This window comes from Streptomyces sp. NPDC005017, assembly GCF_042873115.1.
Classification (GTDB): domain Bacteria; phylum Actinomycetota; class Actinomycetes; order Streptomycetales; family Streptomycetaceae; genus Streptomyces.
The window spans coordinates 35002-57632 of the sequence record NZ_JBIALD010000017.1; the positions used below are offsets into that span (position 1 = coordinate 35002).

The following is a 22631-nucleotide window of genomic DNA, read 5'->3' on the forward strand; positions in this document are numbered from 1 at the left end:
GGAAGTGGTCGGGGCGGTCAGGAAGTTCCTGACCGCCCCGACGTTCGTCTCACCTCTCCCGGCTCATGGCCGCTTCGTTCACCAGCGGTAGTGGTTGGTGCGGAAGATCCGTCCGAACCGGTTGATGAAGTCGACGTGGACATGGGTGCCGGAGCCGCACGGGCCCCGGTAGCGGCAACGGCCTCCGGTCCGCGCGACCTGCCTGGCGTGGCGGACCGCGGCGGCCTTGCTGCTGAACCGGGTGGGGTGCCACCAGTTCAGCACGTTGCGCTTCTTGGGGATGTAACGGGCGCAGTTGTGGACCAGCGCCGACCGGCCGTCGGTCACCACGAAGTAGGTGTGGGTACCGCCGACGGTCAGGTTGAAGACGGTACGGACCGCCTGTGTGCGGCTGGTGGCCGTCACCTCCGGCGCGGTCCCGCCCGGGTCCGACAGCCGCGCACCCGGGGTGAGCCGGAACGCGTCGGTCCAGCCGCGGCCCTGGACGAAGAACGGGTGGTTGGCGGTCGCCGTGATCTGCCGCGACCGTCCGTCGCCGTCCGCGTCCACGGACAGGGTGACGAGGTCCTTCGTACCGTCACCGACGATCACGTCGGTGACCGGCGCCACCTTGCTCTCACCGGTGATCTCGTCCACCGACCGCACCAGGTCACCGATCTTCACCTGGCTGATCGGCACCGTGGTGCCGTCGGCCATGACGACCGGCGTCTCGGGCAGGAAGGAGTTCCAGCGGCAGCTGCGGCCGATGGTCCGTGCCGCCCGCAGAGCGCGGTAGCCGCGGTAGGCCCGGTAGCCCCAGGCCGCCGCGCCCAGACCGGGGATGAAGCCGGCCGCGGTGAGCGCGATGTCCCACTTGTTGCGCCAGGCCCAGCGCTTGGCCTTCTTGAAGAACTTCTTCCAGCCCCACTTGCCGTCCAGGTCGAAGCAGTTGACCGGGTCGGCGGAGCAGTACTCGTAGGCGTTGGCGTTGCCGCCCCGCTGGGGGTCGACGGACAGGAACCGGCCCGTGGCGGGGTTGTACTGGCGTACGCCCATGAGGGTGAAGCCGGCGACCGTCTCGCTGGAGCGCTGCTTGCCGCCGAGCCAGCCGTAGCGCACGGCCTGCTGTCGGTCGCGCGCGTTGCCGTACTCGTCGGTGTCCAGGACGATCGGCGCCTCGCCCGCGTTCAGCGGGAGCTGGAGCGCCACGTCGCCGTGGATGTCGGTGAACTGGAGCACGGTGTCACCGGTGGCGCTGGTGACCGCGCCGAGGTTCCCGGACAGGGAGTCCACATTGCGGGTCAGGGCACCGGTGGCGGTGTTCTCGACGATCCAGCGCGGATTGTCGTTGTCGCCGTCGTAGTGGTTGAGCTTGCTCTCGGTCGGCGACCAGGTACCGCCGGTGTTGGTCTCCACCGTCCAGGCGCGGAAGCGCAGGGCGGCGTCGAGGGTCCAGGTCTGCCGCTTGCCGCCGACGGTCTGCTGGTGGGCGAGGTCGTTGGCGTAGTAGCCGACGCTCACGCCGCCGGGCAGGGCGGTGGTGCGGCCGAAAGCGTCGTAGACGTAGCCGGCGTCGGTGACGCGGTCGGCGGAGTCGAACGTCGAGGTCCTGCTGGTTCCCCCGGTCGTCGGGCAGTCCAGACCGGGCGCCGAGGCGGCCGTGGTCAGGGACGTGCGGTTGGCGTGCTTGTCGAATCCGTAGGTGCGCCGGGTGCAGACCGTCTCCACGGTGTCGTCGACCTGGACGAGTCGTCCGGCGGCGTCGTAGCGGTAGGTCTGGTCCGACCAGCCGGCGTGGCTGGTGGTCTGGCCCTGCACGGACTCGGTGACCGCGTCGGACATCACCACGGTGCCGTCGCTGTCACGGGTGTACGTGCGGTCGACGGGAGCGCCGGTGGTGTCCTCGGTCTGGGTGAGGGTGTAGCCGCCGGGCAGCTTCTCCGTGGCGACCGAGCCGTCCGCGTCGTACGTCGCCTGGAAGACACCCGCGACGGAGTCCGTCGCCCTGGTGGCCAGGCCGCGCGGCTCGGCGGTGTGGTCGTAGGTGAAGGTGACGGTGGACGGGACGGTGTCGCTGACCTTGGCCGGGCGGTCCAGCAGGTCGTACTCGGTGGTGGTCCGGCCGCCGTCGGCGTCCGTGTAGGAGGCGAGCCGGCCGAGCCTGTCGTGGACCTGGGTGATGGTGCCGCCGGTCGGTGACGTCGTGCGGATCTCCTGGCCGGTGGCAGGGTCGTACTCGGTCGTGCCCTCCGGGACGGCCTGGCCGCTGCCCCCGGTGACCTTGACGGTGACGGGGCGGCCCGCCGCGTCGTACGTGGTGGTCGTGGTGCGCGTGACACCGTTCGCGGTGTCCCTGCCGACCGTGGCGTTGCCCCACCAGTCGTACTCGGTGGTGGTGACGGGCAGTTGGGCCGGGTTGCCGCCGCCGCCGGTGACGGCTCCGCCGGGCCCGGTGGAGCACACCAGGTCGGCCCACTCCGGGCGGCCGGCACAGGTGCCGGTGCCGGTCGCGGACCAGTACGCGGTCGTCACGGTGCCCGCGTCGGCACCGTTGCTGCCCGTGTTGTACGTCTTGACCACACGGCCCAGCGCGTCGTACTCGGTGGTGGTGGTGATCGCCAGACCCGCCGGGTCCTGGACCGACTTCACCGGCAGGCCCTTGGCCCAGTCGTACACGGTCTGCACGACGCGTGTCTCGCCGTGCACCGCGGGGTGCTCGCGCACCTGGGCGCCGGTGGTGACCCGGGTGACCTGGTCCTTCACCTTGGCGGTGCCGTCGGTCGGGCGGCCCGCGTCGTACTCGTTGACCGTCCAGCTCCGCGCGGTGACGGGCGAGCCGGCCCCCACCAGGGTGGTGGTTCCGGACTTCAGGTCCGCGGTGAGGTCGACCCGCCGCAGCGGGCCGAACTCCTCCAGTTCCCGGGTGCCGTTGTCGTTGTACACCGACCTGGTGGTGAGCAGGTCGGCGCGCTCGGCGGACGCCAGCGAGGCGATGCCCAGCTCGGCCTGCGCGGCACGGTCCGCGGCGGTCGTGCCGAGCGCCAACGCCCGGTTGGCCGCCGTCAGTTCACGAACGGTGTTGCCGAAGCGGTCGTACTCGCTCGTGGTGATGTGCCCGCCGGGCGTCGCGGCGTTCACCGCGCGGCCCGAGGCGCCCATGTAGGTGACGTCCGCACGCCCGTAGGACGTGGCGGTGAGCGCGCCGCCCGAGTTCGAGACCGGGGCGGCGTCGGCGGGGAACACGGCGGTCGCGTCGGTCGGCGCGTCCGTCTGGCCCCAGGCCTTCACATCGGCGGCGCCCATCCTGTACGGGGCGGTGGTGCCCGTCAGCGGCACGTCGTAGACGACGCTGGTGGCGGACTCGCCCTCCACCACGTCGAGGGTGCCCTGGCGCAGCGCGGGCCGTGACGCCTTGAGCAGCATGCCGTCGCCGGCCGCGCTGCTCGCACCGGCCTTGCCGTAGGTGAACGTCCAGGGCAGCTGACCGGGCGGGGTGACCTGGGTGACCCGGCCCGCGGCGTCGTAACCGTACTGGGTCTTCAGCGCGGGGCTGATCAGCGGGTTCCAGGTCTCGGTGAGCCGGCCGTCCGCGTCGTAGCGGTAGGTCTGCACGGCCTTGGCGGTCGCCGAGGCGGCGCCGGGGTCGGTGGACCAGAGGCGGATCTCCTTCACCTGGCCGGCGAAGTCACCGAGGGCGGTGGCGTTCGCGGTGGTGGTCGTCGCGTAGACGAACTCCAGGGTGCGGCAGCCCTTCGTGGCGGGCGTGGCCGTGCATGTCGCGGCGGACGCGGCCGAGGTCGGCGCGACGACCCGCTTGGGGCGGGCCAGTGTCTTGCCCGCGACGTTCACCGTCTCGGAGACCACGGTCGTCGAGGTCTGGGCCAGACCGTCCATCAGCGCGCTGGACACCTGCCAGGTGGTGGCGGCCGCGTCCGGCTTGGTGAACTCCGTGACGGTGCCCTCGGTGTCGGCGAGGGTGAAGCTGCCGGTCACGCTGCCGGTGAGGGTCAGCTCCTCGGAGCCGGGCTCCGGGACCCAGCCGGTCTTCGCCGCGTTGGCGGTGAAGGAGATCTCCTCGCCCTCCAGGTCCACGACGGCCACGGCCGTGTCGGAGATCCGCTGCAGGTGCGAGTAGTCGGAGTCGGTGGCCTCGGCTGCCGTGCCCGACACCCACTCCTCGCCGAAGACGGCCACCTGGCCCGTCTGCCGCGCCCCGGCGTCCGGCTTGCGGGAGGACGCGGTGCGGGTGACCGACAGGTCGAAGTGCGTGGTGTCGGTGGCGGACAGGGTGTAGTCACCGGTCAGCAGGTTCAGCGAGCCGGGACCGATCTCGTCGGTCGCGGCACCGGAGGCGGTGCGGTCGACGACGACGGTGAGCGGCTGTGTGCTGCCGGAGGCGGAGCCCGGGCCGGTGAAGTCGGCCTTGATCTGGACGGTGCCGTCGGGGTCGACCGTAGTGGTCGTGTCCCATACGAGCTGGTCGTTGCGCCCGGCCGTGAGCGCCACCGGCCAGGCGGTCAGCGCGCTGTCGCCGGAGGTGACATGGGCCGCGGGGATCGGCGTCCACGCGTCGGCCTCGGAGCGGCGCCAGGAGAACGACACCTTGTCGTACTTCGATCCGTCGGCCTCGGCGACGAGCGGCAGCCGGCGTGCGGTGCGCTCACCCTCGTCGGGCCGGACGAAGCCGCCCGGTCCGGCGTGGAAGGTGTACTCGACCGCCTCGGACTTGTTGTCGCCCTTGTCGACCTGACGGACCTGGAGGGTGTGCGTGCCGTCCTTCGGCGGGGCGAGGCCGATGGCCTTGGCGGCGGCTGAGCCGCCGGTGCCGACCTTGGTCCAGGTCACGCCGTCCAGTGACCATTCGAGCCAGTTGTGGTCGGTGCCGTTGGGGGTGACGGTGAACGTACCGGTCTGCCCGGCGCCCTTGACCCACGCGGTGGACGGATAGTCGGTGGAGGTGACGCCCGTCGGCGCGGACGGGGCGGCGGTGTCGACCGTGAAGGTCTTCCACGCCGACCAGCCCAGGTTGTAGTGCGCGCCGTCGTACGGGCTGCTGCGGAACTTGTACGTCTTCCCGTTCGCCAGCACCCCGGCGGGGACGGTCACGGAGGCGACCTGCCCGGAGTTCACCCAGGGGGACACGATGACGTTGCCGACCTGGGCGTTGGTGGCGGAGTCGAAGATCTGGAAGGTGCCGTTGACCTTGTCGCCGTTGGGGTCGACGAAGGTGTCCCGCAGCGTCGGGGTCGTGGTGTTGACCACGTAGTCGCCGCCGTAGGAGAAGAACGGCGGTCCCGCCTCCTGCTTGGTCCCCGTACGCGGCCGGTAGTTGTACGTCACGACCAGCTTCGGCGGGTTGGAGGCCGCGTTGGCGGAGTTGACGCGCTTCCACTGCCCCGTGACGCCCTCGTCGGAGGCGCGCAGACCCATGTGGGACTTGGCGGCCTTCGCCGACGCCCATTCCTGCACCAGGGTGGTGACGTTGGCGTTGATCCACCCGTCCGGCTGGCTGCCGCACGAGGCGTTGCCCCTGGTCTCCGACGAGGAGGCCTTCTCGGCGGTCCAGGCCGGCTGGGCCGTCCAGCGCGAGGAGGTCGACGCGGCCCCCGTGGACCACACCTCCCACGGCTGGTTGGGGCACGACGAGCCGGTGTAGTTGCCGGAGTGGAAGTTCCACAGTGACAGCTTCGCGTCCGTCACCAGGGCGTCCGCGATCGGCGCGGTGTTCCAGGAGACGAACGAACGGGCCGTGCGGAAGGTGCCGTCGGCGTTCTTCGTGCCCGGGTTGCCGAGGTCCAGCTCGGTGTCGGCGGACCAGTCGACGGTCTCGCCCTGCTGGACGTAGGTGTCGAAGACGTTGCTCAGCGCGGAGGTGGACGGGTCCACCGTCACCGGGTACCTGGTCCTCGGGTCGGCGAGGAACTTCGGGTCCGGGGTGACGACCAGGTCCACCGAGGCGCCGCGCCGGACGGCCTTCAGGCCGACCTTCGCACGGTGGGTGTGCTCCCCGGAGACCTTGTCCGTACTCGCGTCCCACATCACCGGGGCGGGCATGACGGCCCGCTTCCTGTTCCTGCGGTCGGTGAAGAGGAGGCTGCCGTCCTTCTGCTGCTTCACCGTCAGGCCCTTGGCCTTCAGGGGCAGGGTGTAGGTGTACCCGTCCGTACGCGGGCGCTCCCTGATGTCGACGTACTGCTCGTACCCGGTGCGGGTCGCCTCCACGACGACGTCGGCGCCGGGCACGGCGTCCGTGTAGGTGGCGCGGTTGCCGTCCAGGCGCGGCTTGGGCAGACCGCCCTTCCACTGGAGGGTGATCTGCTCGTCGCCCTCGCCCAGGGTCACCAGGTCTCGCGCCCCTGCGGTGGCCGCCGCGCTCAGCGAGCGGGCCCTGACGCCGCCGCCGGGGTTGAGGCGCAGCCCGTTGGGGTGGCCGAGGGACTCGACCGCGCCGCCGTCCCGCTCGACCAGGTTCAGGTTCACCGGCCGCCAGCGGCCGTTCTCCTGGAAGCGGATCGGCCCGGCGGTGAGTTCGGTGGTGAGCGAGCCGTTCTTGTTCGCCCATGTCGTCGAGGTCTCGGTGCGCTCGGAGAGGGCCTCGACACGCTTCCCGGACAGACGCGCGGCCACCCGCGCCGACGGGATGTCGGCGGCCTGCGTCACCGACGGCTTCGTTTCCTTGCGGGCCTTGTCCCCGTCGGCCGCGAACGCCGCGCTCGTGCTGTCGAGCAGCGAGACGGCCAGCGCCAGGGCAACGCCCCCCGCGACGTAGCGGAGTGTCCCCCCGGACCAAAGCCGACCCCGCTCATCCGGAGCGGGTATGTGGATGGTCATGACTCCTCGGTCTCTTTCGAGTTTGCTGTGCACCACATGTGTGGTGCTCCTGCAAAGGTAATGGGCAGATAAGTGGGAGCGAAGCGAGCCAAGTCGACACAAGTGGGGCGTGAAGGGTCTCAAAGTGCCCAGTGATCTAGACCACTTGTGCGATCAGACCCTCGGCACCGCCCGGCGAGCGGGCGCGTATCGGCGAACACATTCAGCCAAGCCCCCTGCACTGTTGAAGATTTGACGGACCGCCACCTGCGGTGGCATCCGCTCGCGTCGACGAGATCCGCAGGGGCGATTCCCGCCGTCGCCAAGGACAACGACCGGTGCACACAGCCACCCAGACCTTCCCCTTCAGGGCGGCCGGCCGGCTTCGCGGAGCGAAAGTTCCCGGCCGACGCCCGCCGGGCCCGCGACGCCCTCTCCCGTCCACCGCGTAGGGTGACTTGGCCACTTCCGTCCCTTCCCGGCCGTCGGCACGGAGAACCGGGCGGACGGCGCCGACCAGGACGACCAGGCGGTACTCGCCCCGGCCCTCGCCTGACACCCGTTCGTCCAGATCGCGCGGGTCGCCGAGTCGTAGACTTCCGCGCGGGGAACGCCGACGACGTCTGGCCGTCGTGCGCCCCGTGGGGAGGAGATCGCATGCAGGACCCTTCGGACTCGACGGAGACGGGCGAGCCTGAGGAGAACGGCCGGGGCGGTATCGCCGACTCACCTGTCGCGGGCGATTCGACGTCCGACCCGGACCTCGATCCCACGACGGCGTCGACGGTCCTGGTGGAGGTGCTGCCAGGGGTGGCTCTCGTCGCCGGTGAGGTCCCGCCGGAGCTGAAGCCCGATCTCGTCGACTTCGGGATCGTGCCGGATGCCGACCGCAAGCAGATCTCGGCGATCCTCGCCTCGATCGGGAACGCGGCGACCGTGGCCGGCAACCTCGGAAACGCGTTCGCCGGCGTGCAGGGGCTCTACAGGATCGGCGACACGGCACAGGCCCTGCTGAGGAGCGGTGCGACGCTGGCCGTCAAGGACGGCGGGCACCTCGGAACGGTGATGGTCCCCGGCCGCTTCGTGCATGCGGCCCGCTTCTACCCCGTGAACACGGTGAGCAAGGCGCAGGCCGCGGCCTCGATCGGGCCGGCGCTGGCCATGGTCGCCCTTCAGATGATGCTGAGTGAGGTCTCGGGCCTCGTCAGGACCAACCTCGCGGTGACAAGTCAGCTCCTCACCACCATCCGCAAGGATCAGTGGGCCGAACTGACGGGGCTCGTCGCTGCGATCGATCGCGCGGTGGACCAAGCCCGGGAGATCGAATCAGTCCCGACGTCCTTGTGGGAGGACGTCGCGGGCAGTGGGGCGCTGCTGCAGAAGCAGCTCGAGCTCTACCGAGGGAATGTCGACGGCCACGTCGCGCAGATCGGTCGACCCGACGCACGCAGCGTGCGTGAGTATCTGCAGACGAACGCCGAGGCGGTCCTCTTCGACGCCAACGCGCTGCTGTCCGCGCTCAAGGCATGGACCGGATATCACGCGCTCCGCGCCGCCAGGGCGAGAGCCGCGGGACGCGAAGACGCCGCCGAGGCGCAGTACGCCGAAGTCATCGCGCGCGACACCCGCGCGGAGTTCGTAGCCGCCCTCGCCGAGACGACGAGCCTCGTCGGCGCGCTGACACGGGAGTTGCGCATCGTCGCCGAGCTCCCCGGACGCGACACGCTGCCTCTGCCGGGAAAGCGGAGGGAGTCGATCGCGGCCCGCCAGACCTCCGCCCGGCTGCTGGAGGCGATCGCGCCGCTCGCCGACGCGCTCCGTCCGCCGGTCCCCGAGCTGGAGGCTCCGGGCGTCGTCTGCGCACCCGGGTCGCTGGAGGTCGAGCCGTACCTTCGCATCCTGCGATGGTTCCTGGAGGACGGTGAGACCGTACGTGTCCTCGGCTTCCCCGATCAGCTCGACGCTCTCGCTCCCCTGTCCGCGATCCTCAGCGGAGCGAAGGAGAAGCTGGCGGCGGCGCGGGACAGGGCGACGGCGAGGACACTCGTCGCCGTCACCGACCGCCGTGTCATCACGGCCAGGGCGAACGCGTTCCTCGAACAGGGCGAGATCCGCCTGGACATCCCGGTCGACCAGGTGCGCTACGTCCGGGTGACGACCGCGCAGGACAAGGCCGCGCGCCCGGCGGTCGACCTCATCACCCGGGACGAGAACGTCCGGTGGCTGTTCCCCGCGGACGTCGGCACCACCGAGGTGAGCGCGCTCGCCGCCGTACTGGCCGAGTCGATGACGATCCCGGACGCCGAACGCGAGGCGCTTCGGCGGCGGGACGTGGCCGAGAACGTGTGAGGGGGCCGGGCCGCCGGTGAGGTTCGGCGGCCCGGCCCCCGGGCGCGTGGCGGCTCCCCTGATCCGCGCACGGCACCCGGCCCCCGGTACAGGGGTCAGGTCCCTGTACCGGGGCGATCAGGACCCGTCAGGGGGCGCTCACGCCCAGCGTGTAGGCGCCGGATCCGCTGTAGGCGTGGACGACGTAGCGGTAGTAGCCCGCGCTGCCCGTGTAGGTGATGTCCTCCTCGGAGGTGGCGTCACCGTCCACGGCGACCGAGGCCCAGCTCGATCCGTTCCACTTCTGGAGGTACAGGTCGAAGTCGGTGCCAGCCGGTCCGCGCAGGCAGCCCGCGTGGGTTCCGGAGGTCGCCGAGTAGTAGTAGGACCCGTTCGGCTGGACGGCCGTCGCACCGGAGGTCAGTGTGCCCTGGTAGGTGTTCTCGGCGTTCTGGCATCCCGTGGGCGGCGTGGTGGTCCCGACCGTCAGCTGGTAGGTGACGGTGTGCGTGGTGGAGCCGGTGCCGGTGACGGTGATCGGGTACGTGCCGTCGGCGGTGCCCGACGCGACCTGGACGGTCATCGTGGAGGAGTTGCCCGAGGTGACCGAGGACGGGCTGAAGGACACGGTGACACCGCTGGGAGCGCCGCTCGCGGAGAGCTGGACGGTCTGTGAACTGCCGCCGGTGGTGCTGGTGTTCACGGTCGCGGTGGCGGAGGAACCCGGCTGGGCCGAACCCGAGGACGGGTTCAGGGCGAGCGAGAAGTCCGGGGTGGTGGTGCCTCCGCAGTCGGTCTCACCGGACTGCGCGGGGACGCCGATGGCGTTCCAGGCCGTCTTGACCGCGTTGCACTCGGCGCTGCCGTAGGTGTTCTTGGCGCTGGTCAGGGTGGCCCGGCGGGCGGCCAGGTGGTTCCAGGAGGAGGTCTTCATCAGCAGGGCGCCCATGAAGATCTTGCCGGCCTTCTGGATGCCGATGCCGGTCACGGAGGACGGGCCGCCGGAACATATCGGGCTGGTGGGCTTGCCGCCGCCCGGGCTGGAGCCCTCGGCGAGCAGGTAGAACCAGTGGTTCTGCGGACCCGCCGCCGCGTGCACCTCGGTGTTGGAGGTCAACTGGGTGTAGCAGTTGGGGTCGTTGTTGCGCAGCGACGGGTTGTACATGTACCGGATGGGCCTGTTGTCGCCGAGGAAGTTCAGCTTCTCGCCGACCGTGTAGTCGGGGGTGTCGTTCGGGTTGTTGGCGTAGTGCTCGGTGAGCGCGCCGAAGATGTCGCCGGTGGACTCGTTCAGGCCGCCGTTCTCGTTGGACGAGCCGGTGCTGCCCGGAGTCCGGTCGAAGATCTCGTGGCCGTACTCGTGGGCCACGACGTCGATGCCGGTGAGCTGGTTGGTGCCGTTCTGGTTGCGGCCGTACGTGGTCTTCGTGCCGTCGTAGTAGGCGTTGACCTCGGTGAGTCCGGCACGGGCCGGGACCATGCCGCCCTGGCCGTTGATGCCGTTGTAGCCGAACCACGACTTGAGCATGTCGGACTCGCGCTGCGCGGCGTACATGATGTCGACGCAGGCGGTCACTAGGTCGTTGGCGCCGCCGTTGCCCCACGGGGAGGACCCGGTGTAGGCGCTGCCGTTCTGGCCGCCGCACCGGAAGCCGGAGCGGTTGGGGTCGGTCATCGAACTGGCGGCGGTGTCGATGGTGACGGTGCCGTTGTGGTAGCCGCGGCCGTCCGCGTGCTGGACCTTCTCGGTCGCCTGGGTGACGCGGCCGGTGCGGGCGTCGACGAAGGTGTCGAGCGAACTGGGCTTGTTCTTCGCCGTGCGTCCGACGACCAGGGTGTGCCAGGCCAGGACCGGCTTGCCCGCCTTGAGCAAAACGGTCAGCTCGGGGGCGCCGGCGGACTCCACGGACTTGAGCTGCGCCCGTGCGGTGGCGAGTGCGGCCCGTGCGTCGACCTCGGCCGTGGTGGAGAGCCGCAGGGCCGGGGCGGGGGCACCGGTGACCTCGCGGACCTTGCCCGTGGAGTCGCTGAGCACGACGGCGTCGCCGCCGCCTGCGACCGGGAGGCCCTTGTACGTGCGCTCGTACGCGGAGAAGTACAGACCGTTCGACCAGGGGGTGACGGACGTGCGGACGAGATCCTCGTCGGCGCCGTGCCGCAGTTCGTCCAGGCCGCTGGTGGCGGCGCTGTCCGCGGCGGCGAGGGCGCGGGACCTGCCGTCGCCGGGTGGCGGCACGGGCCGGTCCTGCTGGGCCGCGCCCGCGGGCCCGGCGAGTGCGGCCGCGAGGCCGGCCGAGAGGGCCAGGGCCGTCACGGCGGCGGTGAATCTGGTGGGGTGCAACGTCTGCTCCGTTCAGGATGGGGAGGCGGATCGTTGCGGCGAGTATGGGCGTGGACATGGCTAGTTAGGGACATGCCATGTTGCATAGGACGGGAGTTATGGTGCGGCGGCCGCGGGGTGCGTACTCTGCGCCAATGAAGCTGGAGTTGAGGCACCTCGAAGCGGTGTGCCGGATCGCCGAGGCGGGCAGTCTGAGCCGTGCCGCGAGGCGGCTCGGGGTCTCCCAGCCCGCGCTCTCGGCCCAGTTGCGGCGCATCGAACGGGTGGCCGGCGGTGAGCTGTTCCTGCGCGGCCGGCACGGCGTGGAACCCACCCCGCTCGGGGAGTTCGTCCTGCGCAAGGCCCGTCTGGTGCTCGGCGAGATGGACGTCCTGGCCGCCGGAGCCCGCGCCATCGTCCCGCACCCGTCCCTGCGCCTGGGCTGCATCCTGCTCGTCCTCGTCGACCGGCTGCTCGGCGAACTGGAGCAGGCGATGGCCCGTCACGAGATCACGGTGACCGTCGAGCACTCGGCGACCGCGCTCACCCGCCAACTGGGCGCGGGACGCTACGACGCCGTGCTGTACGGCGAGGTCAACGACTACGAGGTGCCGTTGCCGCGGGGCACCACGGCGCGCACCCTGATACCTAAAGAGCCCTTCTGCGTACGGCTCTCGGCCGCGCACCCGCTGGCCGACCGGAAGCGGATCGCGCTCGCCGAACTGGCCGACGAATCCTGGATGATGCTGGTGGAGGACGACGACGGCGGGCCCGAGGCACTGGTGGCGGCCTGCGCGAAGGCGGGTTTCACGCCGCTGATGCGCCACCGGGTGACGGACCGGAAGATGCAGTGGGGCCTGATCGCCGCCGGCCGGGCCATCTCACTGAGCCAGCCGACCGCGCCGGTCACCGAGGGAACCGTGCTGCGCCCCTTGCTCGGCGACCCCGTCACCGGCCGTATCCGGATCGCCTGGAACCGCGCGGCGGTCTCCACCCGGCAGGCGGACCTGCTCTACCGCGCGGCCGCCCGCGCCTATCTCGCGAACGTGGACGACAACGCGTTCCACCGTGAGTGGTGGGACGCCCGGCCCGAACTGCACCCGGCGCTGGAGGACTCGGAGTAGGGCTGGCTCACCCGGAAGCAGCGGATCACCAAGCCCATGCGTCTGAACCCGGCCTTCGCGGTGACGGTCGCCCCCGACGGCACCCTGACGGGAACCCCCAGGGCAGGACGCCTCCCGGCCTCGAAGGTCACCGGCCGCCGCCGCGCCCTGCGCCCGGTCGCGGACGGGTAGCCGTACCGAACTCCCGCGTGCTCACTGCCGATACAGGGCGATCGCGGTCCGGACGAACGAGCGGATCAGCGGAAGCGAGATGTCGCCTTCGCGCACGGCCACCACCGCACGGCTCGGCGGCATGCCGGTCAGCGGCACCACGGTGAGCCCTTCCGCGGGCTCGTGGTCGAGGAGGGTCAGGCCGACCGTGCCGTTCCACAGGACGGCCTGGCGGCACTCCTGGACCGTTCGCACCGTCGGTCCCTCGCGAGGTTCACCACCGCTCCAGTAGGACTGCCAGGCGGGGTCCGTGCCCGGGGGGAACAGGAACCAGCGGCGGTCGGCGAGATCGGCCGGCTTCAGGCTGCCGCTGCCGGCCAGTGGATCGTCGGAGCGCAGCAGGGCGCCCACCGGGTCCGCCCGCAGTTCGTGCACGGTGAGGCCGGTCTCGTCGAACGGCCCGCGGGTCAGGGCCACATCCACACGTCCGGCATGCAGACCGCAGGTGGGATCGGTCAGGCCGGTCTCGCGGACGCGTCACATCACGCTGCCGCTGGCCGCGGTCGTCGCCGTCGGGCCGGCGGCGACGGCGGTGTGACCGCGCGGCGAGGGCTGCGGGACGCGTCGAAGGGACCTGCGGGAACGTCGGCGCGGCAGCCCGTCGCGGTTGCGAGGAGTTCACGTCCAGGCCCTTGTTACGTCATCTTCTACGCGCGTATCTTCACGTCTGGATCCGCGTGTCACGCCACCGGCCTCCTCCGTCGAACCTGACCTGACGAACCCTCACGACCCGGCGCCGGCGCGGCTGCCGGGCTCTGTTCTTCCCAGAAGGAGCTCCGCAACGGTGCCCAGCCCCATCGTCTCCCGCCATTCCCGCCGCACGCTGCTGCGCGCCACCCTGCCGGCCGCGGTCACCGCGTCCCTGGTGCTCGTCCCGCTGCCCGGCGCGGTCGCCGTCCCGTCCACCGGCGCGGTCATCGCCGAGGTGTACGGCGGTGGCGGTAACTCCGGCGCCACGCTGAAGAACGACTTCATCGAGCTCGGCAACCCCTCCGCGGCGGCCTTCGGCCTGACCGGCTACAGCGTGCAGTACCTGCCGGGCAGCCCCAGCGCCGGCAGCCGCTGGGGCGTCACCGCGCTGAGCGGCTCGGTCGCGCCCGGCGGCCGCTATCTGATAGCCGAGGCGGCGGGCGCGGGCGGCACCGTCGACCTGCCGACCGCCGACGCCACCGGCAACCTGGCCCTGTCCGCCACCAACGGCACCGTCGCGCTGGTCGACGGCACCGCCGCGCTGACCTGCAAGACCGCCGCGGACTGCGCCGCCGACCCGCGCATCGTCGACCTCGTCGGCTTCGGCACCGCCGTGGTCCGTGAGGGCACGGCGCCTGCTCCGGGTGCCTCGAACACCGCCTCGGTGGCCCGCGGCGCCTCCCTCGCCGACACCGACGACAACGCCGCCGACCTCAGGGCCGGCGCGCCCTCTCCGGTCAACGCCGCGGGCGAGGCCCCCGAGGGCGGCTCCGACAACGGCCCCACCGAGCCCGGCACGCTGCGCATCCACGACGTCCAGGGCGCCACCCGCCTCTCGTCGGCGGCCGGCAAGACCATCGCGGGCGTCCCCGGTGTCGTCACCGCCGTACGCACCCACGGCTCCAAGGGCTTCTGGATCCAGGACCCGAACCCGGACGCGGACCCTGCCACCAGCGAGGGCGTCTTCGTCTACACCGGCAGCGCCGACCCCGCCGTCAAGGTCGGTGACGCCGTGCTGGTCACGGCCAAGGTGAGCGAGTACTACCCGAACAGCTCCGGCGGCTCGCAGTCCCTCACCGAGCTGACCAACCCCAAGGTCACCGTCGTCTCCTCGGACAACCAGGTGCCCGCCCCGGTCGTGCTGGACGGCTCCACCGTCCCGGCGGCGTACGCCCCGGACGCGGCGGGCGGCTCGATCGAGGCCCTGCCGCTCCGGCCAGGCACCTACGCGCTCGACCTGTACGAGTCCCTTGAGGGCATGAACGTCGAGGTCCGTGACGTTCCGGTGGTGCAGGCCTCCAACGAGTACCGCGAGCTGTGGGTGGACGCCCGCGAGGAGGACCCGCGTTCGGCCCGCGGCGGTGTGGTCTACCTCGGCTACGACCGTCCGAACCCCGGCCGCCTCATGGTCCAGACGCTGGGCCCGGCCGCCGACTTCCCGGTCGCCGACGTCGGCGACCAACTCACCGGCGCCAGCAGCGGCCCGCTGGACTACACCCAGTTCGGCGGCTACACGATGGCGGCCACGCGGCTCGGCGCCCTGCAGTCGGGCGGACTTCAGCGGGAGGTCACCGAGCGCGCCCTGCCGAGCGAGCTCACGATCGGCACGTACAACGTCGAGAACCTCGACCCGGGCGACAGCGACGAGAAGTTCGCCGCGCTGGCGGCCGGCGTGGTCACCAACCTGCGCTCGCCCGACATCGTGGCCCTGGAGGAGATCCAGGACGACAACGGCCCGGTCAACGACGGCACGGTCGCCGCCGACGCCACCGTCACCAAGTTCGTCGAGGCCATCAGGGCGGCCGGCGGCCCGGAGTACGACTGGCGCTCCGTCGACCCGGTGAACGGCAAGGACGGGGGCGAGCCCGGCGGCAACATCCGCCAGGTGTTCCTGTTCAACCCGGAGCGGGTCTCCTTCACCGACATACCCGGTGGCGACGCCACCACGGCGGTGGACGTGACCGGCACCGGAAAGCGCACCTCGCTGACCGCCTCGCCGGGCCGGATCGACCCGGGCGACGAGGCGTGGAACTCCAGCCGCAAGCCGCTGATCGGCCAGTTCCGGTTCCACAACAAGCCGGTCTTCGTCATCGCCAACCACTTCAACAGCAAGGGCGGCGACCAGGGCCTGGACAGCCGCTTCCAAGCCCCCACCCGCGGCTCCGAGACTCAGCGCCTCAAGCAGGCCGCGGTGGAGCAGGCGTTCGTCGCCAAGCTGCTCGCGGCCGACCCGGACGCCCGCGTGGTCTCGCTCGGTGACTTCAACGACTACCAGTTCTCCCCCGCGCTCCAGACCCTCACCCAGGACGGTGTGCTGCGCGACCTGGTGAACGAACTGCCCGAGTCGGAGCGGTACTCGTACGTCTTCCAGGGCAACTCCCAGGTGCTGGACCACATCCTGGTCAGCCCCGCGCTGAAGCCGCAGCACGTCCGCTACGACGTGGTGCACATCAACAGCGAGTTCGCCGACCAGGCGTCCGACCACGACCCGCAGGTGGTCCGCGTCAAGCCCTGACGCGAGGCGTCCGTCCAGGTCCCCCGCCCGGTTCCGTCACCGGGCGGGGGACGCCCGTCCCCCGGGGAGGAGTTCACTCCCACCTGTGTCCGAAGCGGGCGGCCAGAGCCGACACGTCCGGCTCACCGAACTCCGCGCGCAGCGCCTCGAACGCCTCCGCCTTCGCGCTGCCGAAGCGTCCGATGTGGCGGGCGTAGGAGGGCACGGTCCAGAACCTCGGCGGGCTGGTCTTGCTGTGGAACTTGTCGGCGTACATGACCAGCCGCTCCTCGGCCGTCTCCGGGAGGAAGTCGCGCCGGGGCAGGGGCAGGTCCTGCGCGACGATGTCCTCCCGGGTCAGCCCGACACCCGTGTGGCAGGAACAGAACCGGCGGACGCGCTCGGGAAGGTTCTCCTTGGCGAGCATCTCGTGCCCGAGCACCCCGTGACGCACATAACTCTTGTAGTCGAGGTGCCCCTGGGCGTCGTAGAGGTGATAGACCCCGATGTCGTGCAGCAGACAGCCGGTTCTCACCAGGTCGGCGTCCACTGTCAGTCCGGCCGCGTCGATGAGACTCTGGGCGACGTTCCAGACGATCTCGCAGTGCGTGTGGACGGCGTCGAACGCCTCCTGGGTCGGCGCGTACTTCTCGTGCAGCGCGCGGATGTCCTCGACGCTGGGAAGGGTCATCCGCGGAGCGTAGCAAGAGGGCAGGTCGGCGTACGTCGACGTGGTCGCCCGGCGCCACTGGTCAGGCGTCTACCCGCACGTCACCACCCGGCCTCCGTCGAGGACCGCCGTTCTGTCGGCCAGAGCCGTGGCGGCGTCGTGGTCGTGGGTGATGAACACCAGGCTCAGCGCTGTCCGTTCACGGAGTGCGGAGAGATGGGTGAGGATCAGGTCGCGGGTCGCGGGGTCGAGGCCGGAGGTGATCTCGTCGCAGACGAGGACGGCTGGTTCGGCGAGCAGGGCCCGGGCCAGGGCGGCCCGTTGGAGCTCGCCGCCGGACAGGGTGGTGGGGCGGCGGAGGGTGAGGCCTGTGGTCAGGCCGAGCTGTTCCAGGGTCCGGGCGGCGGTCCGGTGGGCGGTGGTGCGGTCGGTGCCGCGCAGCCGGACCGCGGTCCGGGCCACCTGGTCCAGGACTGGGCGGTGCTCGTCGAAGGCCGCCCTGGGGTCCTGGAACACGTACTGCACGGCGGCCAGTTCGGCGCGGGTTCGGGTGCGGAGACTGCGCGGCAGCGGGGCGCCGTCGAGCAGGACCGCACCGTCGTAGACGGAGTGCAGCCCGGCCAGGCAGCGGCCGAGGGTGGTCTTGCCGCTGCCGGAGCGGCCGGTGACGGCCAGGCACTCCCCCGGCGCGACCGACAGCGTGAGGTCGTGCAGGACCGGCACGGGGCCGCACGCGGTGCGGTGACGGGCGGTGAGCGCCCGGACGGTCAGCCGTGTGCCGGCCGGTTCCGTGGTCGTGCCTCGTCGTGGCGGGAGCGCGGGACCCGGCCTGGCGGACAGCGCCTCCGGTGAGGGTCCGCGTTCCACCGTTCGGCCCGCTCGCAGCACGACCGTCTCGTGGGCCAACTTCCTTACGGCGTCCAGGTCGTGGCTGAGGAGGACCAGCGCGATGCCCTGCCGCGCGACATCGGCCAGCGCCTCCACCACGCCCTCCCGAGTGGCCGGGTCCTGCCCCGTGGTGGGTTCGTCGAGGACGATCACCCTGGCGCCGAGGAGCAGTGCCTGGGCGATGACGACCCGCTGCTGCTGGCCTCCCGACAACTGGTGGGGGTAGCGGCGCAGCACCAGGTCGGGGGACGGCAGCTGGGCCAGGCGCAGGGCGTGTTCGACGGCCTCCCGGGTCTCGCGGCGCGTTCCGCCTCGGCGGGCCGCGATGTCCTTCAGCAGGGTTCCGGCGCGGCGGGCGGGGTTGAGGACGGCGGCGGGGTGCTGGGGTACGTAGCCGACGGCGCCGGGTCCCGGGGTGCGGATGCGGCCCTCGATCCGGGCGCCGGGCGGGAACTCGCCGAGCAGGGCCCGTCCGGTGGTGGTCTTCCCGCTGCCCGAGGGCCCGACGAGGGCCGTGACACGGCCCGGGCGGGCGGTGAGGCTCACACCGTCGACGAGCACACCGCCGGCCACCTCCACGCGCAGTCCTTCGACCTCCGCGACCGGGTTCATCCCCGGCCTCCTTTCCTCGTGGCCTCGGCGGGGGTGTGCAGGGCGGCGTCGAAGAGCAGGTTGGTGCCCATCGACAGGGCCGCGACGAGCAGGGCGGGCACCACGACGGCCCACGGCTGGAGGAACAGGCCCGTGCGGTTGCGGTCCACCATCACCGCCCAGTCGGCGGCGTCCGGCGCAACGCCGACCCCGAGGAACGCGGCCGTGGCCACCAGATACAGGGCACCGGTGAGCCGGATCCCCGCGTCGGCGGCGAGCGTACGGCGCAGGGAGCGGGCCACGTAGCCGACCGCGGTACGCCACCAGGACTCGCCCTGCATCCGCAGGGCCTCGACCGCGGGCCGGGCGGCCACCTCGGTGGCCGCCGCGTGCACCACGCGCGCGGCGTCGGGCACGGCCGCCGCTCCGACCAGCACCGCCAGTCCGGCCGGGCCCGGTGTGAGGGTCGCCGCCACCAGCAGCACCAGCAGGAGGGAGGGCACGGCGAGCACGACGTCGAGCGGCCGCATGAGGGCCTCCTCCAGCCAGGCGCGCCGGGTGAGCGCTGCGCTCAGACCGAGCGGCACGGCGGCCAGATAGGCGAGACCGGTGGCCGCGAGCGCCACGAGGACGACGGAGCGGCCGCCGAGCAGGACCTGCCGCCAGACGTCCCGGCCGCTGAAGTCGGTGCCCAGCCAGTGCCCGTCACCCGTCGCGAACGAGATCGCGCGCGGCCCGGCCGGTCCGGCGAACAGCGGCCCGGCGACGGCCAGCAGCAGGGGCACGGCCAAGAGCGCCAGGGCAAGCGCGTACCTGGACTGGTGGCGCCTCATGCGGCGGCCGCCGCGCGCGGGGCGAGTACGCGGGTGAGGGCGTCCGCCCCGAGGTTGACCAGGACGGTGACCGTGCCGAAGACGACGGCCATGCCCTGGACGACGGGCAGGTCCCGGGCGGCGACGGCGTCGACGAGTACGGTGCCCAGCCCGGGGACGACGAAGAGGGCCTCGACGACGATCACGCCGCCGAGCAGCCAGTCGCAGGTGCGGGCCACCTGCTGGGCGGCCGGTGCGAGGGCGTTGGGCAGGGCGTGCGTCCAGCGGACCCGGGCGCCGCCGATGCCGTAGCGCAGGGCCTGGGCGACGTACGGCGAGGCCATCGCGTCGATCATCCCGGCGCGCACCAGGCGGCTGATCGTGCACACGGGCCGGGAGACCAGGACGAGGACGGGCAGGACCAGCACGGCCGGCTCGGTGAGGGGGTCGGCGCCGACGGCGGTGGGCGGCAGCCAGCCCAGCCACAGCCCGAACAGGCCGGCCAGCAGCACGCCGAGGGCGAACTCGGGGACGGAGTGCACGGCCAGGGTCAGCGCGCTGAGGGTACGGTCCAGCGGGCCACCCTCGCGGCGGGCGCACAGCACGCCGAGGCCGGCCGACAGCGGCAGCAGCACGGCGAGGGTGACGCCGGCGAGCAGCGCCGTGGGCCCGAGGCCGTCGCCGAGCAGGCCGGCGACGGGCCGCCCGCCGACCAGGGAGGTGCCGAGGTCGCCGCGGACGAGTCCGGCGGCCCAGTCCAGGAAGCGTTCGGCGGCGGGCCGGTCCAGGTCCAGCGCCGCGCGGATGCGGGCGATGCGCTCGGGGTCGGGCTGGTCGCCGGCCAGGGCGACCGCCGCGTCCCCGGGCAGGGCCTCGGTGAGGGCGAAGACGAACACGACGACGGCCGCCGTCTGCGCCAGCCCGAGGAGCAGGCGGCGGCCGGTCCAGGAGAGGCGCCCGGTCACACGAGTCGTCGCGAGAGCCGTCACGCGAACCAGACCCGGTCGAAGCGGGCCCAGTCGAGGGTGTTGGCGGGGGCCTCGGCCGAGACGCCGCGGACGGCGGGGGCGGTGGCGACGATCCAGTCGGCGAAGCCCCAGATCAGGAAGCCGCCTTCGTCGTGCAGACGGCGCTGCATCCGCTCGTAGAGGGCGGTCCGTCCCTGCTCGTCGGGGGTGGACTGGGCCTGTCGGTAGAGGTCGTCGAAGTCCCGGTGCCGCCATTGGGTGGCGTTGGTGGTGGAGCCGGTGAGCAGGCGCTGCGATATGTGGGCCTCGATGGGCATCGCCCCGGACCGGTACGAGGCGAACGTGCCGTCGTTCAGGATGTCGCTCCAGTAGGTGTCCTTGTCGCCGACCCTGATCTCGACGGTGACCCCGGCCTCGGCGGCCTGCTCCTTGAAGATCCCGGCCGCCTCGACGAAGCCGGTGGCGGCGGGGGCGGTGTCCAGGGTGACCTCGAGGTTCTCGGCGCCCGCCGCCTTCAGCAGGGCCCGGGCGCGGTCGAGGTCGCGGGTGCGCTGGGGCAGGCCGGACGCGTAGTGGCGGTAGCCCTTGCCGAAGAGGTCGTTGCCTATCACACCGGCGCCGGAGAGGGCGCCGTCGACGAGTTCCTGGCGGTCGGCGATGAGGAAGAACGCCTGGCGGACCCGCTTGTCGTCGAACGGGGGCCGGTCGGTCTTCATCACGAAGCCCTGCATGGCGCTGCCGGGGAGCCGGATGACGTTCATCCGCCCGCCGCCCTCGTAGGTGCGGGCGGTGGCGGGGTCGAGCTCGTGGGCGTACTGGACCTGCCCGCCGAGCAGGGCGCCGGTGCGGGCCGACTCCTCGGTGGCGACGACGAACTCCACCCGGTCGAGGTGCGGCGCGCCCTCCCAGTAGGCGTCGTTGCGCTCGACGACGAGGGACCTGCCGGGGGTGAAGGAGACGAAGGTGAACGGGCCGGAGCCGACGGGCCGTTCGAAGGAGGTCGTGCCCTCGGGGACGATGTACGCGCCGAACGCCGCGAGCACGTTGGGGAATTCGGCGTACGGGCGCTTCAGCCGGAACTCGACGGTGGTCGCGCCCAGGGCGCGGCTGGCGGCGAGGTCGACGGGTTCCAGGGACGCCTTGGCACGGAAGGCGGCGTCGGGGTCGGCGATACGGCGGTAGCTGTGGAGGACGTCCTCGGCGGTGACGGGTCGGCCGTCGTGGAAGGCGGCCTCGCGCAGGGTGACCTTCCAGGTGTCGAGGGTCCGGTTGGGCTCCCAGTGCTCGGCGAGCCGCGGCACGGGGGCGAGGTCGGTGCCGAAGTCGGCGAGCTTGTCGTAGAGGGCCTTGGCGCGGGCGGCGTCCACGAACAGGTTGACGGCGTGCGGGTCGAGGGTCTCGCCCGCGCCGCCGCCCGCGAAGGCGGCCCGCAGGGTGCCGCCGCGCCTGGGGGTGCCCGTCTCGGTGGTGTTCCCGCTGTCGCCGGCCGTGCGGGTGCAGCCGGTGGTGAGGGCGAGGGCGGTGGCCGTGGTGGTGGCGAGGAGGAAGCCTCGGCGGTCGAGGCCGGGGCGGTTGCTGGTCACTGTGTGGTGTCTCCGTTGCTGTGCCGGGAGTCGGGCGTGGGGTGGTCGTGGAGCTGGAGCCGGGCGACGAGGTGCAGGCGGTCGGAGCGCGCGGTCCCGTGCGGCAAGTCGCCCTCGCGCCAGGGCGGTTCGGTGCGGGGGCCGGGTCCGTCGTGCAGGGCGAGGACCTCGAAGCCCGCGAGGGTGAGGAAGTACCGCAGTTCCTGGGGGAACAGCAGCCGCCAGGCGGAGTGCTGCTCCCGCGGTGGTGAGCCGTCGTCGGCGGTCCAGACGCGGCGGCGGCGCAGGAGTTGGGCGCCGTGGTCGATCCACAGGCCGGTGCGGGAGGTATGGGTGGTGCCGTCCTGGTCGAAGGACGCGGTGCGCGGCCCGTCGAGGAGTTCGGTGTGGCCGAGGAAGAAGGCGCCGTTGCGCATCTCCGCGACGAGCAGTCCGCCGGGGGCGAGATGGCGGCGGCACGCGGCGAGACAGGCGGCCAGGTCGTCGTTGGTGTGGCAGTACAGCAGCGCGCTGTCCAGGCACAGGACGGCGTCGAAGGTCCGGCCGAGTTCGAAGTGGCGCATGTCCGCACGGTGGTAGTCGGGGCCGGGGTGTCGCCGGCGGGCGTGGGCGAGCATCGTCTCGGCGGTGTCGATGCCGGTGACCCGGCGTCCGCCGCGCCGGTGCAGCCAGGCCGCGTCCCGGCCGGTGCCGCAGCCGATGTCCAGGACCCGCGGGCCCGCGCCGTGGCGGCGCAGGGTGTCCTCGGCCCAGCGGGCGGCGAGGTGGTCCGGGTCGGGGAAGCGCTGCTCGTAGAGCTCGGGGTGGTCGGTCAGGAGGTTGCCGTCGTTCATCTGGTCTCGCTCAGGGGGTCACGGTGGGGGTGGTGGACGGGTCGGCCGGGTGTGGGGGCGGGGCCTCTCCACGTGGGGAGTCCCGGGCATCCGGGCGCGGTGGCGGGACCTCTCCGCCTGGGAAGTCCCCGGCGTCCGGGTCCGGTGGCAGGACCTCTCCACGTGGGGAGTCCCGGGCATCCGGGCGCGGTGGCGGGACCTCTCCACGTGGGGAGTTCCGGGCATCCGGGCGCGGTAGTGGGACCTCTCCGCCTGGGAAGTCCCGGGCGTCCGGGTCCGGTGGCAGGACCTCTCCACGTGGGAAGTCCCGGGCATCCGGGCGCGGTGGCGG

The 22631-nt window shown here is 72.2% G+C and carries 12 protein-coding genes and 1 pseudogene; 4 read left to right on the forward strand and 9 right to left on the reverse strand.

The window, feature by feature from the left end; genetic code table 11:
- Positions 1–78: 78 nt before the first annotated feature.
- Positions 79–6810, reverse strand: a complete 6732-nt coding sequence (locus ACFYR0_RS24645; RefSeq protein WP_389331937.1) for a polymorphic toxin-type HINT domain-containing protein — start codon at positions 6808–6810, stop codon at positions 79–81.
- Positions 6811–7446: 636 nt separating this feature from the next.
- Here ACFYR0_RS24645 and ACFYR0_RS24650 point away from each other — a divergent pair.
- The gene (locus ACFYR0_RS24650) at positions 7447–9138 is read left to right on the forward strand and encodes a hypothetical protein (RefSeq protein ID WP_389331940.1); all 1692 of its coding nucleotides are present in this window, start codon (positions 7447–7449) and stop codon (positions 9136–9138) included.
- Positions 9139–9265: 127 nt separating this feature from the next.
- Here ACFYR0_RS24650 and ACFYR0_RS24655 read toward each other — a convergent pair whose 3' ends face one another.
- Positions 9266–11458, reverse strand: coding sequence for a M4 family metallopeptidase (locus ACFYR0_RS24655; protein WP_389331943.1), 2193 nt, complete (start codon positions 11456–11458; stop codon positions 9266–9268).
- Between the two features lie 134 nt (positions 11459–11592).
- Here ACFYR0_RS24655 and ACFYR0_RS24660 point away from each other — a divergent pair, with 134 nt between their 5' ends.
- A complete protein-coding gene (locus tag ACFYR0_RS24660) occupies positions 11593–12561 on the forward strand; it encodes a LysR family transcriptional regulator (protein WP_389331945.1) in 969 nt (322 codons plus the stop codon).
- 36 nt (positions 12562–12597) lie between these two features.
- Positions 12598–12732: a hypothetical protein gene (locus ACFYR0_RS24665; protein ID WP_389331948.1), complete on the forward strand. Its 135-nt coding sequence runs from the start codon at positions 12598–12600 to the stop codon at positions 12730–12732.
- A 21-nt stretch (positions 12733–12753) separates the two neighbouring features.
- Here ACFYR0_RS24665 and ACFYR0_RS24670 read toward each other — a convergent pair.
- Positions 12754–13245, reverse strand: a pseudogene (locus tag ACFYR0_RS24670) (substrate-binding domain-containing protein); the annotation flags it as partial.
- 310 nt (positions 13246–13555) lie between these two features.
- On the opposite strand from ACFYR0_RS24670, the gene ACFYR0_RS24675 reads away from it, so the two are divergent.
- Positions 13556–15976: an endonuclease/exonuclease/phosphatase family protein gene (locus tag ACFYR0_RS24675; RefSeq protein ID WP_389331951.1), complete on the forward strand. Its 2421-nt coding sequence runs from the start codon at positions 13556–13558 to the stop codon at positions 15974–15976.
- A gap of 73 nt (positions 15977–16049) precedes the next feature.
- Here the strand turns inward: ACFYR0_RS24675 and ACFYR0_RS24680 are convergent, their stop codons facing one another.
- The 6 genes from ACFYR0_RS24680 to ACFYR0_RS24705 all read right to left on the reverse strand — a co-directional run bounded on the left by ACFYR0_RS24680 (position 16050) and on the right by ACFYR0_RS24705 (position 22300).
- Entirely contained in the window at positions 16050–16646 is a 597-nt protein-coding gene (locus ACFYR0_RS24680) for an HD domain-containing protein (protein ID WP_389331954.1), read from the reverse strand.
- Between the two features lie 69 nt (positions 16647–16715).
- Positions 16716–18125: an ABC transporter ATP-binding protein gene (locus ACFYR0_RS24685; protein WP_389331957.1), complete on the reverse strand. Its 1410-nt coding sequence runs from the start codon at positions 18123–18125 to the stop codon at positions 16716–16718.
- Positions 18122–18937, reverse strand: a complete 816-nt coding sequence (locus ACFYR0_RS24690; RefSeq protein WP_389331960.1) for an ABC transporter permease — start codon at positions 18935–18937, stop codon at positions 18122–18124. The genes ACFYR0_RS24685 and ACFYR0_RS24690 overlap by 4 nt, the downstream gene beginning before the upstream one ends.
- Entirely contained in the window at positions 18934–19905 is a 972-nt protein-coding gene (locus ACFYR0_RS24695; protein ID WP_389331963.1) for an ABC transporter permease, read from the reverse strand. The genes ACFYR0_RS24690 and ACFYR0_RS24695 overlap by 4 nt, the downstream gene beginning before the upstream one ends.
- Positions 19902–21467 carry an ABC transporter substrate-binding protein gene (locus ACFYR0_RS24700; protein WP_389331966.1) on the reverse strand — a complete coding sequence of 522 codons (1566 nt, stop codon included), beginning with the start codon at positions 21465–21467 and terminating at the stop codon, positions 19902–19904. The genes ACFYR0_RS24695 and ACFYR0_RS24700 overlap by 4 nt, the downstream gene beginning before the upstream one ends.
- Positions 21464–22300 carry a class I SAM-dependent methyltransferase gene (locus ACFYR0_RS24705; protein WP_389331969.1) on the reverse strand — a complete coding sequence of 279 codons (837 nt, stop codon included), beginning with the start codon at positions 22298–22300 and terminating at the stop codon, positions 21464–21466. The genes ACFYR0_RS24700 and ACFYR0_RS24705 overlap by 4 nt, the downstream gene beginning before the upstream one ends.
- Positions 22301–22631: the final 331 nt, after the last annotated feature.

Excerpts from the sequence above, each read along its gene's own strand:
- ACFYR0_RS24690 (WP_389331960.1), bottom strand. The coding sequence starts at position 18,937 with ATGAGGCGCCACCAGTCCAGGTACGCGCTTGCCCTGGCGCTCTTGGCC.
- ACFYR0_RS24685 (WP_389331957.1), bottom strand. The coding sequence starts at position 18,125 with ATGAACCCGGTCGCGGAGGTCGAAGGACTGCGCGTGGAGGTGGCCGGC.
- ACFYR0_RS24660 (WP_389331945.1), top strand. The coding sequence starts at position 11,593 with ATGAAGCTGGAGTTGAGGCACCTCGAAGCGGTGTGCCGGATCGCCGAG.
- ACFYR0_RS24650 (WP_389331940.1), top strand. The coding sequence starts at position 7,447 with ATGCAGGACCCTTCGGACTCGACGGAGACGGGCGAGCCTGAGGAGAAC.
- ACFYR0_RS24665 (WP_389331948.1), top strand. The coding sequence starts at position 12,598 with ATGCGTCTGAACCCGGCCTTCGCGGTGACGGTCGCCCCCGACGGCACC.
- ACFYR0_RS24680 (WP_389331954.1), bottom strand. The coding sequence starts at position 16,646 with ATGACCCTTCCCAGCGTCGAGGACATCCGCGCGCTGCACGAGAAGTAC.
- ACFYR0_RS24705 (WP_389331969.1), bottom strand. The coding sequence starts at position 22,300 with ATGAACGACGGCAACCTCCTGACCGACCACCCCGAGCTCTACGAGCAG.
- ACFYR0_RS24645 (WP_389331937.1), bottom strand. The coding sequence starts at position 6,810 with ATGACCATCCACATACCCGCTCCGGATGAGCGGGGTCGGCTTTGGTCC.